Annotated in this window: 12 protein-coding genes and 2 tRNA genes; 5 read left to right on the top strand and 9 right to left on the bottom strand. The window is 67.1% G+C overall.

What is annotated here, in order from left to right:
* Positions 1-242: 242 nt before the first annotated feature.
* From ampE to HLA98_RS20930, 5 genes are all read right to left on the bottom strand, one after another.
* Entirely contained in the window at positions 243-1,130 is an 888-nt protein-coding gene (gene ampE / locus HLA98_RS20950; protein WP_057501371.1) for a regulatory signaling modulator protein AmpE, read from the bottom strand.
* A gap of 134 nt (positions 1,131-1,264) precedes the next feature.
* On the bottom strand, positions 1,265-2,170 hold the full coding sequence (nudC, locus tag HLA98_RS20945; RefSeq protein ID WP_049448408.1) for an NAD(+) diphosphatase: 906 nt from the start codon (positions 2,168-2,170) through the stop codon (positions 1,265-1,267).
* Between the two features lie 160 nt (positions 2,171-2,330).
* On the bottom strand, positions 2,331-2,723 hold the full coding sequence (gene erpA, locus HLA98_RS20940; protein WP_005419789.1) for an iron-sulfur cluster insertion protein ErpA: 393 nt from the start codon (positions 2,721-2,723) through the stop codon (positions 2,331-2,333).
* Between the two features lie 31 nt (positions 2,724-2,754).
* Positions 2,755-3,219, bottom strand: a complete 465-nt coding sequence (locus HLA98_RS20935) for a bactofilin family protein (RefSeq protein ID WP_049448410.1) — start codon at positions 3,217-3,219, stop codon at positions 2,755-2,757.
* Positions 3,220-3,223: 4 nt separating this feature from the next.
* A complete protein-coding gene (locus HLA98_RS20930; RefSeq protein ID WP_049448412.1) occupies positions 3,224-3,967 on the bottom strand; it encodes a DUF6776 family protein in 744 nt (247 codons plus the stop codon).
* Positions 3,968-4,146: 179 nt separating this feature from the next.
* Here HLA98_RS20930 and HLA98_RS20925 point away from each other — a divergent pair, with 179 nt between their 5' ends.
* Genes HLA98_RS20925 through HLA98_RS20915 form a run of 3 tightly spaced genes read left to right on the top strand, consistent with a single transcriptional unit; the run spans position 4,147 to position 8,895 of the window.
* A complete protein-coding gene (locus tag HLA98_RS20925) occupies positions 4,147-4,764 on the top strand; it encodes a DUF4126 domain-containing protein (RefSeq protein ID WP_049448414.1) in 618 nt (205 codons plus the stop codon).
* 44 nt (positions 4,765-4,808) lie between these two features.
* The gene (locus HLA98_RS20920) at positions 4,809-6,695 is read left to right on the top strand and encodes an EAL domain-containing protein (protein WP_057501370.1); all 1,887 of its coding nucleotides are present in this window, start codon (positions 4,809-4,811) and stop codon (positions 6,693-6,695) included.
* A gap of 1 nt (position 6,696) precedes the next feature.
* Positions 6,697-8,895 carry an ATP-binding protein gene (locus HLA98_RS20915; RefSeq protein ID WP_057501369.1) on the top strand — a complete coding sequence of 733 codons (2,199 nt, stop codon included), beginning with the start codon at positions 6,697-6,699 and terminating at the stop codon, positions 8,893-8,895.
* Between the two features lie 58 nt (positions 8,896-8,953).
* Here the strand turns inward: HLA98_RS20915 and bfr are convergent, their stop codons facing one another.
* From bfr to HLA98_RS20895, 4 genes are all read right to left on the bottom strand, one after another.
* Positions 8,954-9,424, bottom strand: coding sequence for a bacterioferritin (gene bfr / locus HLA98_RS20910; protein WP_005419804.1), 471 nt, complete (start codon positions 9,422-9,424; stop codon positions 8,954-8,956).
* Positions 9,425-9,567: 143 nt separating this feature from the next.
* Positions 9,568-9,777 carry a (2Fe-2S)-binding protein gene (locus tag HLA98_RS20905; RefSeq protein ID WP_005411309.1) on the bottom strand — a complete coding sequence of 70 codons (210 nt, stop codon included), beginning with the start codon at positions 9,775-9,777 and terminating at the stop codon, positions 9,568-9,570.
* 100 nt (positions 9,778-9,877) lie between these two features.
* On the bottom strand, positions 9,878-10,147 hold the full coding sequence (locus tag HLA98_RS20900) for a hypothetical protein (RefSeq protein WP_232015494.1): 270 nt from the start codon (positions 10,145-10,147) through the stop codon (positions 9,878-9,880).
* 32 nt (positions 10,148-10,179) lie between these two features.
* On the bottom strand, positions 10,180-10,803 hold the full coding sequence (locus HLA98_RS20895) for an RNA pyrophosphohydrolase (RefSeq protein ID WP_049448418.1): 624 nt from the start codon (positions 10,801-10,803) through the stop codon (positions 10,180-10,182).
* Between the two features lie 121 nt (positions 10,804-10,924).
* Between HLA98_RS20895 and HLA98_RS20890 the strand changes: the two genes are divergently transcribed.
* Both HLA98_RS20890 and HLA98_RS20885 read left to right on the top strand, forming a co-directional pair.
* Positions 10,925-11,001 (top strand) — tRNA-Met (locus HLA98_RS20890).
* Positions 11,002-11,056: 55 nt separating this feature from the next.
* A tRNA-Gln gene (locus tag HLA98_RS20885) sits at positions 11,057-11,131 on the top strand.
* Positions 11,132-11,365 lie beyond the last annotated feature (234 nt).

Here is an 11,365-nt window from a genome sequence, read left to right as displayed (position 1 = left end):
CATTCGATGTCTGACAGATGTGCCGACCAACGGTCGGCACCCACCAACAGCCGCGTGAACCTGTCGAAGGCGGGGCACTGTGGGTTTGCGGGGTGTGAGCCGCATGGATGCGGCGACCAAGCCTCCATGGACGGATTCACGGCGTCCCCCGCCATCCGACCCACCCCGCCAGCCCGCAGCAATCCTGCCGTTGCTGTTGCTGTCGACTCTGCAGGTGCAGGGCTGCAAGCCCTGCAAAGCAACTACGTCACCCAGCCTGCAATCACCAGCAGGGCGAGGATCGCCAGCCACAGCAGCAGCATCCGCCACACCAGGCTCATCGCATCGCGCAGGTCCGGCAGGCGCTGCCACACCGGCAGCAATCCGGCCTCGGTGTAATCGTGTGCGTCCTCGCGCAGCTCGGCGTTGACGCTGGCCCGCGCCACCGCGCCGAGAAAACCGATGCCACCGGCCAGGCGTTCGCCATGGGCCTGGCGCCAGGCCTTCCACGCTGTATCGAAATTGCCCACCAGCGCCATCGAAAACGCCATCAGCTGCGCCACCGGCCACTCGATCCAGCCCAGCAGGCGCTGTGCCAGCGCAAGCGGCTCCACCGGCACGCGTGCGCGCATGGGGCTTTCCGCCATCAATGCCAACAGGCGATAGCCCAGCGCACCGGCCGGGCCCAGCAGCAGGAACCAGAACAGCACCGCGAACCAGCGCCGCAGCGCGTTGAGCACGGTTGCCTCGACCAGTGACGGAATGTCCTCGCGCAGGCTGCCACCGGCCGCCTGCAGATTGCGCACCGCGGCCTGGCGCGTCGCCGCGTCATCGGCATCGATGATGGCCTCGATATCGCGGTCCAGATCGCGCGGGCCCCAGCACCACGCCAGCACCGCCACGCCCAGCAGCAGCGACGGCAGGCCGAACAGCACCCCACGCAGCAGCCACGCCAGCAGCGCCATCAGCAGCAGCGGCGGCAGCAGCGCCAGCGCCACGCCTGCCGGCCCCTGCCAGGCCTTGCCACCGCGCGCGTCCAACCATCCCAGCCAGCGCCGGAAGCCGTCGAAACGGCGCAGCGAGGCGGCAGCGACCGGGGCAACATGGCCCAGGGCCAATGCAACCAGCACGGCGGCCAGAGTGGTGAACATGGCAGGTCTCCCTACGAAACAGAACGCTCGGCGTCGCTACCTTACCTGTCGCAGCGACGCCCTCCGCGGTGACCGGCACTGTAACCCGGGCCGTGTTCAGGTGGCGGCAATACAGGCGCCGCCGCCGGCCAGGCTCAGCCCTTCTGCTGCCGGTACCAGTGTTCGATCAGGCCGCGCGAAATCGAGATCGGCGGCGACAGGCGGATGCCCTGGCCATCGTCCTCGACATCGCGGGCCAGCGCCGCGCCAACCTCGTCGGCACTGAACCAGCGCGCGTCTTCCAGCTCACCATCCACGGTCGGCAGGTCGTCCTGCGCCTGGGCACGGAAGCCGACCATCAGCGCGCCCGGGAACGGCCACGGCTGCGAGCCGAGGTACTGGCAGGCGGTCACGCGTACCTTGCTCTCCTCATGCACTTCGCGCACCACGGTCTGCTCGAAGGTCTCGCCGGGTTCGACGAAACCGGCCAGCACCGAGTAACGACGCGGTGCCCAGTTCGACTGCCGGCCCAGCAGCAGCCGGCCCTGGTTTTCCACGGCGACGATCACGGCGGGATCGACCCGCGGGTAGTGCTCGGTGGAACACTGCGCGCAACGGCCGACGAAGCCGCCACGGGCAAATGCCACAGCACCACCGCACACGCCGCAGAAGCGGGTGCGCGAATGCCAGTAGGACATGCCGCGGGCATAGCTGAAGGCGGTCGCATCGGCCATCGACCACAGCAGGGCGGCCTGGCGCAGGTCGAGGCGGCGCGGAGCGGTGACGGTGACATTGGTGGCTTCGACCGAGAACCAGGCCTGCTCGCCACGCAGGCCGAGGAAGATCGCGGCCCCCGGGCCACCACCGATGTCGGCGCCGGTCAGCGCCAGCGGCTGGTCGTCATCGCCAGTGAAGGCGCTGCCGTCCTGATCGAGCACGAGAATGCGCGCGCCCGGCCACAGGCGCGCCAGTGCATCGGCATCTTCGCGCAGGGCATCGGCGCGCTCCAACGGTTCACCAACGAAGGCGAAACCGGAAAGCGGCGAAGGAGTATTGGGCATCCGCCAAGCGTGCCGCCAATCGATGCGGGTGGCAAGGTCGGCGCTGTGCGCAATCTGCTGTTGTGGGCACGCAGGCACAGAGCATCCACGCATGGCGTGGATCTACTGATCCGCTCTGGTAGGTGCCAACCGTGGTTGGCACATCCTGGCCACAGGGCTCTTACATGCTGAAGCTGCTGCCGCAGCCGCAGGTGGTCTTCGCGTTCGGGTTGCGGATCACGAACTGGGCACCGGTCAGGCTCTCGGTGTAGTCCACCTCGGCGCCCATCAGGTATTGCAGGCTCAGCGGGTCGACCAGCAGGGTCACCCCGCTGGTCTGTACCGCCAGGTCATCCTCGGCACGGTTCTCGTCGAACTCGAACCCGTACTGGAAGCCCGAACAGCCACCGCCTTCGATATACACGCGCAGGGCCAGGTCGGGGTTGCCCTCTTCCTGGATCAGGGATTTGACTTTGGCGGCCGCCGACTCGGTGAAGTTCAGCGGGCGCTCCAGCGACTGGTAATCGGGCGCGGCAACCGGGGTGGCGCCGGGCAGGGAGACTAGCGTGCTCATGCCGTCAGCATGGGGGTGCCGACGATGGCTTTCAAGCCATCGCCTCGGCCAGCTTGCGGCGTGCGGCGGTGTCACCCTTGCTGCCATTGGCCTCATCGCCTTCCGGGGCCGGCAGGGCAGCCATCGGGGCGCTGGCATGGATCAGGCGGCCGTTCAGCTGGGCGCCCGCATTCATCTCCACCACCTGGTAATGGACGTTGCCATTGACCCGTGCGCTCGGGGTCAGCTCGACCTTCTCGGTGGCGTGCACGTCGCCGTCCAGGCGGCCGCTGATGACCACCACCTGGGCGCGGATCTCGCCTTCGATGACGCCATGCTCGGCGACCGTCAGGGTCGCGCCACTGGCGCCTTCGGCGGCAATCACCTTGCCGTGGATGCGACCTTCCACATACAGGCCCCCACTGAATTCCACATCACCCCGGATCACCACCTGGTTGCCGATCAGGGCATCCACCACCAGCTGGCCTTCACGGTTGGATTTGCTGCTTCCGAACATCTGCCTACTCCCCTTTGGCGGCCGGCGCACCGGCCTGTTTCCAGTCGAATACCTGGGTGGTACCCCCCGTACCACTCCCCAATGTCACCCGCACGCGTTGCGGGGTGAAGTCAGCCGGCAGCATCACGCTGCCGGTGAGCTGCTGGAAGTACCGGAACGAGTAATCCTGTCCAGGTACCTTGCTGCGCTGGTGCAGATCATCCCAACTGATCGTGGCCAGCTTGCCGTTCTTGACGCCTTCCACGGTGAAACGCATCTGCCCCTGGCTGATGGCGCCGCGGTTGAGGTTCTGGGTCAGCACGGCGGTGTACTGCCAGGTGCCGGCCGTTTCCGGGCTGAACTCGATCGAGTGGGTATTCAGGCCCTTGCGCTGGCTGGTGGAGCCCACCAGTCGCTCATAGAAGGCGACGTCGGCGCGCAGGCCGGCGATCTCTTCATCGCGCTCGGCCAGCGAGGATTGCACCTCGGTGTTGGCGGCGCGGCTGATGCGGTCGGAGGCCTCCAGCGTGGCCTGTTTCTGGCGCAGTTCGGTCAGCTGCGCCTGCAGCGTCTCGGCGCGCTTCTCGGCGGCCTGCAGGCGCTGGCCCTGGGCGTCGCGCGGCGTGGCCATCCAACAGCCACCCAGAACCGCCAGCACCAGGCTGAGCAGCCAGATGCCGCCGATCACCAGCAGGCGGCGACGGTCGGCCGGCGGTTGCGGCGCGCCGGGCAGGCGGACCTGCACGCGCATGGGAGGACGGTTGGTCATGGGTGGATTCCGGGGCATCGCGAGGGCGACACCGATACGGCCCCTGTGGCAAACGACGGGCTAGTGTATGACAGGACGGGTGGGTTTCCTGCGCAATGGCGAGCCACCGTCTGTGGCGTTCAGGCACGCCATCGTCGATAGTGTGGCCCCCTGCACAGTTCCGTCGCCGGAGCATCGCCATGACCGAAGCCCATCTGTTCGTGATCGGCATCCTGCTGGCCTGGCTGGCCGGCATCCGCGTCTACCTCACCGTGTTCGGCGTCGGCCTGGCCGGCCTGCTCGGCTGGGTCGACCTGCCGCCGGCCCTGCAGGCCACTGAATCGTGGTGGGTGCTGGGCACTTCGGCGGCGCTGGCCGTGACCGAGTTCTTTGCCGACAAGATCCCCGGTGTGGACTCGGTCTGGGATCTGGTACAGACACTCGCGCGCGTGCCTGCCGGCGCCTTCCTTGCCGCTGCCACGCTGTCGCCGGACGGCCAGCTGGGCACCGGTGCGCTTGCCGCCGGCGCCGGTGTCGCGCTGGCCAGTCATGGCCTGAAGGCCGGCACCCGCGCCCTGCTGAACACCTCGCCGGAACCGGCCAGCAACTGGGTCGCGTCCGCTGCCGAAGACACCGTGGTGATCGGCGGCCTGGCACTGGCGCTGGCGCACCCGTGGATCGCGCTGATCGTGGTGCTGGCCTGCAGCCTGGCCGGCGCGCTGCTGGTGTGGCTGGTCTGGCGCACTTTGTGGAAAGGCGTGCGCTGGCTGGCGCGCGGCGCATCGGCAGCACCGCCGGGGCACACCGGTACCGGTTGAGCACCGGGCTTGTCGCATAATGGACGCGAACACCAGGAGCACCGATGGCCGCAAACGAATCCCCCGCGGGCGCCCGCCCGGGACGCGCTGAAACCCCTCCGGCCGATCATTGGCAACGCTGGAGCGCCGAGACGGCCAGCAGCGCTCCGGCCGCACCCGCAGCGGTCACGCCACAGGGTGCCGCCGCCGATGCCCCGGCCATCCACAGCGCACCACCGCCGCTTCCCGGCCCGGTGGTGCTGGCCGAGGCCGGCAACAACGACCAGGCGCCGCCGCCGTCCGATTCACCGTATCGCGTGCTGATCGTCGAGGACGACCGCGCGCAGGCCCTGTTCGCACAGAGCGTGCTGCACGGCGCCGGCATGCAGGCGATCGTGCACAGCGATGCCGACGGTGCGCTGCAGGCGATCAAGGAGCATCGCCCTGACCTGATCCTGATGGACCTGCACCTGCCCGGCCTGGACGGCATGCGCCTGACCGCGCTGATCCGCCAGCAGCCCGGCCTGCAGCTGCTGCCGATCGTGTTCCTCAGCGGGGACCCGGACCCGGAACGCCAGTTCGAGGTGCTCGACAGTGGCGCCGATGACTACCTGAGCAAGCCGATCCGTCCGCGCCACCTGATCGCCGCCGTGGCCAACCGCATCCGCCGCGCACGTGCGCAGGCCGCGACCCTGCCCGGTGCCACCGGCGCACCGGCCACCAGCAACCCGGAAACGGGGTTGCCGACGCGTCATCACGTGCTGCAGCAGCTCAACGCCGCACTCGCCCACCGCGACCGGGGCGGTGTGCTGTTCGTGGAGGTGTCCAGCGCGCTGGGACTGCGCGAGCGCTATGGCTATGCAGCCTTCGAGCGCCTGATGGTGCAGGCGGGGCAGCGCCTGGCGGAAGCCGGCCACCCGCACCTGCTGGCACGCCTGAATGACAACAGTTTCCTGCTGCTCGTACGCAATACCGACGAGGACAGCCTGGAAGGCATCGCCGCAACGCTGCGCGAGCAGTTGTCGGCGCGCGCCTTCGTGATCCGCGACGACGAATCCGTGCACCTGCGCGGCGTGGTCGGCTACGCGCCGCTGTCGTCCGGCTTCGAGGATGCCAACAGTGCGCTGGAGGCCGTCGAACGCACCACGCTGCAGGCACGCCTGCTCAGCGCCGGCGTGGCAGGCCACGTGCACCGCGACGTGATCAGTGAGCAGGAGCACCTGGCGTTGTTGGAAGGCCAGCTGGAACTGGCCTACCAGCCGATCGTCGCTGTGGCCGGTGGCAACACCGCGCAGTACCAGCTGCTGCTTCGCCTGCGCCAGGCCGACGGCACGGTGCTGGCAGCCGGCCAGGTGATCCCGGCCGCGGAAGCCGCCGGGCGCATCGCCGACCTTGACCAGCAGGTGATGGATCATGCGCTGGGCCTGCTGGACCTGTACCGGCACGCGACGCAACCGCTGAACCTGTTCGTTTCGCAGTCACTGCGCACCCTGCAACGCGATGCGTTCGCGGATTGGCTGCTGGAATCGCTGCAGCAGCGCGACCTGCCCGGCAGCGCGCTGGTAATCGACGTGCGCCTGCCCGACGCGCTGATCCATGCCGTGCCGCTACAGCAGTTCTGCCAGCGCATGGCCGGCGCCGGCGTGCGCTTCTGCCTGAGCCAGTTCGAGCCCGGGGGCGAGGCTGACGCGTTGCTGGGCCAGCTGCCGTTGTCGTTCGTGCGCATGGCCGCACGCTTCTCCAGCAGCCATGCCAACCCCGCCACACGCGAAGAACTGCGCAAGGCGATCGAACGGGCACATGCAGAAGGGTTGCAGATCATCGGCCAGCAGATCGAGGATCCGCAGGCTGCAGCCGCGATGTGGGTCGGCGGGGTCGATTACATCCAGGGCAACATGGTGCAGTCGGCCGGCAGCGACCTGAACTTCGACTTCCACAACGCGGTGCTCTGACATGCCGCTGTGGGGCGCGCTGCTGGTTGCCCTTGCTGCGGCCGCCATGGCGCTGCTGTTGGGCCTGCGGCTGCGCACGCGCAGCCGCGCACTGGCCCAACTGCGGCGCGAGCACAGCGCGCTGGCCGCCGAGCGTGACCAGCTGCGCCACACCACCGAACGCCAGGGCCAGCTGGAACAACAGCTGCTGCAGGCCAAGCAGGCCGCCGAAGCGGCGGTGCTGGCCAAGGGCGAGTTCCTGGCCACGATGAGCCACGAGATCCGCACGCCGCTCAACGGCATCCTGCCAATGCTGGAGCTGATCGCGCGTGGGCCGCTGGGCGAGGACCAGCGGCAGATGCTGGCTACCGCCTCGGCCAGCTCGCAACAGTTGCTGCGCATCGTCGACGACATCCTCGATTACTCACGGCTGGAAGCGCAGGCACTGGAACTGGAGATCACCAGTTTCAATCTACGTGACCTGCTTGATGGCGTCGTGCAGCTGATGCAGCGCGCGGCCGATTCCAAGGGCCTGTCGCTCGGCCTGCAGCTGGATCCCTCCGTGCGCCTGCCGGTGCGCGGCGACCCGGTGCGCCTGCGCCAGGTGCTGAGCAACCTGCTGGCCAACGCGATCAAGTTCACCGCGCGCGGCCAGGTGCAGCTGCGCGTGCAGCGGCTGGGCGAAGGTCCTGCACAGCATCAGCTGCGCCTCGAGATCATCGACACCGGCATCGGCATCGAAGAGGCCCTGCAGGCTCGTCTGTTCCAGTCCTTCAGCCAGGCCGATGCCTCGACCACGCGCATCTACGGTGGCACCGGCCTGGGCCTGGCCATCTGCAAGCGCATCATCGACCTGATGCACGGGCGCATCGGCGTGCAGTCCACGCCGGGCCACGGTGCGACGTTCTGGTTCGAGATCCCGCTGTTGAAGGTGCCCGGCGACCTGCCGGCGATGGCGCGCACGCCGGCCCCGCTGCTGCTGTTCAGTACCGATGCGGTCCTGCAGGCGCGCATCGAGCGCATCGCGGCCCATCATGGACTGCAGGTGCACGCGCTGGCGCAGGCCGACGGCGTGGTCGAGCGCCTGCGCGCGGCCCCACGACCCGCGCAGCCGGCACCGGCCTGGCTGCTGGTCGATGCACGCGCGCGTCGCATTGGCGAAGTGGCCTTGCAGCAGGCGTTGGCCGAGCGTGGCGAGGACGACGCGCTGCAGGTGCTGTGGCTGCAGGACGATGTTCTTCCTGTCCCCCCGCGCCAACGTCAGCTACCCGCGCACTTTGATGACGCCGCACTGCATGCGCTGCTGGCTGCACCGGCCGCGCCTGCGCGCCCAGCCGCGTTGCTGGCCAATGTCGAAGAGGGGCAGCCCACGCCCCCGCTGCCGCCCTTGCACCTGCGCGTGCTGCTGGTGGAAGACAACACCGTCAACCGGATGGTGGCCGAGCATCTGCTGCGCGTGTTCCAGTGCGAGGTGCGCAACGCCACCGATGGCGAGCAGGCGCTGACCGCCCTTCGCGAAGGCGGCGTGGACGTGGTGCTGATGGATTGCCAGATGCCGGTGCTGGACGGTTACGCCGCCACGCGCCACTGGCGTGCGGAAGAAGCAGAAACCGGGCGCGCGCGGCTGCCGATCATCGCGATGACCGCCAATGCCATGGCCGGGGATCGCGAGCGCTGCCTGCAGGCCGGCATGGACGACTACCTGTCCAAGCCAATCGCACGTGCAACGCTGCATGCGCTGTTGCAGCGCTGGGGGCAGCGATCACGCGACGTCGTAGCGTCGAGCTTGCTCGACGGCGATGCATCCGGGGCCAGTCGAATCCCGCCAGCCGTGCATGGCCCGGCTCTACAAGAGACGAAAAGCCAAGCGGTGACGCAACTGGTGCTGGACCGTGATGTGCTGGACGAACTGCACGCGGTGATCGGCGATACCGCCCTCCAGATCGTCTCGGTGTTCCTGGACGATGCCCCGGCGATGGTGCAGCAGCTGCAGCAGGCTGCGCAGTGCGGCGACGGACCACGCCTGAAGGCGGTCGCGCACAGCCTGAAATCATCGAGTGCGAACGTGGGGGCCTTGTCGCTGTCGGCAATCGCGCAGCGGATCGAGCACGAGGCCCACAGCGGAAGCCTGCAGCGCCCCGCGGTGGCGGTGGCGCTGCTGGTGGCCGAATTCGCCCGTGCGCGCGTGGCACTGACGGGCTACCTGGCACAGCATCGGTAGAGTCGAGCCTGCTCGACTATCGCCATGCTGATCACAGTCGAGCAAGCTCGACGCTACATCACTCTTCCAGCTTGCTCAGCAGGTACTTCGGCTCGCCGATACGCTCGATCAGGTCGAGCTGGGTCTCCAGCCAGTCGATGTGCTCTTCTTCCGAATCCAGAATCTTCACGAACAGCTGACGGCTGACGTAGTCGCCGACCGAATCGGAATAGGCCACGGCCTCGCGCAGGGTCACCACGCCGTCGCGTTCCAGCGACAGGTCGCACTGCAGGATCTCGGTCGGGTTCTCGCCAATGCGCAGCTTGCCCAGCGCCTGGAAGTTCGGCAGGCCTTCGAGGAACAGGATCCGGTCGGCGAGCATGTCGGCATGCTTCATCTCGTCGATCGATTCCTTGTACTCGTGTTCGGCCAGTTCCTTGATGCCCCAGTTCTTCAGCATCTTGGCGTGCAGGAAGTACTGGTTGATCGCGGTCAGCTCGTTGTAGAGGACCTTGTTGAGGAATTCGATGACCTTGGTGTCGCCCTTCATGGGGGTGCTCCTGCACGCTGAAAACGCAGGCACTTTAACGCCTTGCGTGCGGGCTTGAAGGAACGCGAATCGTGCGCATTGGCCTGTGCGGCCGCACGTGAAGAATGCGAAAACGCGCCGTCAACGCGGCACGAAAGAGACGATCAGGCGACCTGGGCCAGACCGAGGACCGGCAACGGCAGATCGTGGGTGGCACGCGCCTTGGCCAGCAGATCGCCAGCCATGTCCAGGCAGGAACCGCAGGTAGCGCCACATCCGGTACGCATGGTCAGTTCGGCCACCGTGCTGACGCCATGGCTGGCGGCTTCGCGGATCTGGTGGTCGGTGACTCCGTTGCAGATGCAGACGTACACAGGCGTGAACCGGGCTGACAGGCCAGGAGTGGCCTGTTGGCTATTCCAATGGAAACGAGAATGGTTGTCAATCAGAGACCTGAACCATTCTCGATACCGTTCAGAGTACGACTGCACATACCAGCGCCAGCACCGACGTGCTGAAAAAAATGATCAGCCAGTGCAGGCCGCCGCCTGCCGCCCTCATGCATAGCAGGTAGTCCGCGAGGTACAGGGCAGCGGCACAATTCGCAATGGTGAGGACCACACCCAGCTCAAGCGGAATCGTTGCGCTGCTACCGAACATCACCACGCCCATCGTCATCCAGGGCAGGCTGACCAGTCGGACAGCCAGGTTATGCTGGACATAGTCAGTGGGGATGCGTTTCAACGGATCGGCCCGTGGTCTGCGCGGCGCCCCCATCAAACCGCCCCCGGCTCACCCTTGGCCTTGCGCGGCCAGTAGCCACCGCGCTTGGGCGTGCGCTTGCGGGGCCTGTCGTGGCCGGCCGCGTGGCCCGGCATCCAGGCCTCGGCAGCGCTCTTGGGCATCGCGCTGACGCCCTGCCCGGCCACCCCGCGCGCCAACGGCGCCAGGTGTCGCAGGGCGCGCGCATAGACGCCACGCTTGAACATCACCACGTGCTCCACCGGGTACCAGAAGTCCACCCAGCGCCAGTGGTCGAACTCGGGCGAATCGGTATGGTCGAGCTGCACATGCGATTCATCGCCGGTCAGGCGCAGCAGGAACCAGACCTGCTTCTGGCCGATGCAGACCTGCCGCTCGTTGCGGCGGATGGCCCGCGCCGGCAGCTTGTAGCGCAGCCAGCCGGGTGTCGCCCCGAGCACTTCCACATGCTCAGGCAGCAGGCCGGTCTCTTCCTGCAGTTCACGATACATGGCCTCGACAGGCGTCTCGTCGGTATTCATGCCACCCTGCGGGAACTGCCAACCGTCCCGGCGCACGCGTCGTGCCCAGAACACCTGGCCGTCTTGCCGCATCAGCACGATGCCGACGTTCGGTCGATAGCCGTCCGGATCGATCACGATGCGGACTCCTAAAAAAATCTACTGGTCAGGACTATCCCATGCCCTCTGTCGGCCCACAAGCACGACACAAAAGTGTTGACAGGGGCGATACACATCCGCAGAATAGCGGGCTCACCAAGGCTATGTAGCTCAGCCGGTTAGAGCACAGCACTCATAATGCTGGGGTCGGTGGTTCGAGTCCACCCATAGCCACCACACTGAAAATCAAGTTGTTTTCCAGTGTGAAAAGTGAGAAAATAGTTGCACGTTTTGCCCCGTCGCCAAGCGGTAAGGCACCTGACTCTGACTCAGGCATTCGGTGGTTCGAATCCATCCGGGGCAGCCAAATTAAACGCAAAAGGCCAGATCGAAAGATCTGGCCTTTTGCGTTTAATTTGGTCGCGCATTCCACCTTACCCCCGCGCCTGTCGGCGCACCCCCTTGAACATCAAGGGGGCTCTCCTCCAGAGAGAGGCCCGGGGTCGGATCCTTTTCCAAAGGAAAGGGCTCTGACCCCACCCCTTCCGAGATGCGAAACCATGGGTAGTGCCGGCCGCTGGCCGGCAACCCGGAAATGCCC

This window comes from Stenotrophomonas africana (genome assembly GCF_013004645.1).
GTDB lineage: Bacteria > Pseudomonadota > Gammaproteobacteria > Xanthomonadales > Xanthomonadaceae > Stenotrophomonas > Stenotrophomonas africana.
This window is presented reverse-complemented; position numbering and strand designations above follow the sequence as displayed.

Bases quoted from the DNA above. Each gene is read 5' to 3' on its own strand.
- ampE (WP_057501371.1), bottom strand. From the start codon at position 1,130: ATGTTCACCACTCTGGCCGCCGTGCTGGTTGCATTGGCCCTGGGCCAT.
- nudC (WP_049448408.1), bottom strand. From the start codon at position 2,170: ATGCCCAATACTCCTTCGCCGCTTTCCGGTTTCGCCTTCGTTGGTGAA.
- erpA (WP_005419789.1), bottom strand. From the start codon at position 2,723: ATGAGCACGCTAGTCTCCCTGCCCGGCGCCACCCCGGTTGCCGCGCCC.
- HLA98_RS20935 (WP_049448410.1), bottom strand. From the start codon at position 3,219: ATGTTCGGAAGCAGCAAATCCAACCGTGAAGGCCAGCTGGTGGTGGAT.
- HLA98_RS20930 (WP_049448412.1), bottom strand. From the start codon at position 3,967: ATGACCAACCGTCCTCCCATGCGCGTGCAGGTCCGCCTGCCCGGCGCG.
- HLA98_RS20925 (WP_049448414.1), top strand. From the start codon at position 4,147: ATGACCGAAGCCCATCTGTTCGTGATCGGCATCCTGCTGGCCTGGCTG.
- HLA98_RS20920 (WP_057501370.1), top strand. From the start codon at position 4,809: ATGGCCGCAAACGAATCCCCCGCGGGCGCCCGCCCGGGACGCGCTGAA.
- HLA98_RS20915 (WP_057501369.1), top strand. From the start codon at position 6,697: ATGCCGCTGTGGGGCGCGCTGCTGGTTGCCCTTGCTGCGGCCGCCATG.
- bfr (WP_005419804.1), bottom strand. From the start codon at position 9,424: ATGAAGGGCGACACCAAGGTCATCGAATTCCTCAACAAGGTCCTCTAC.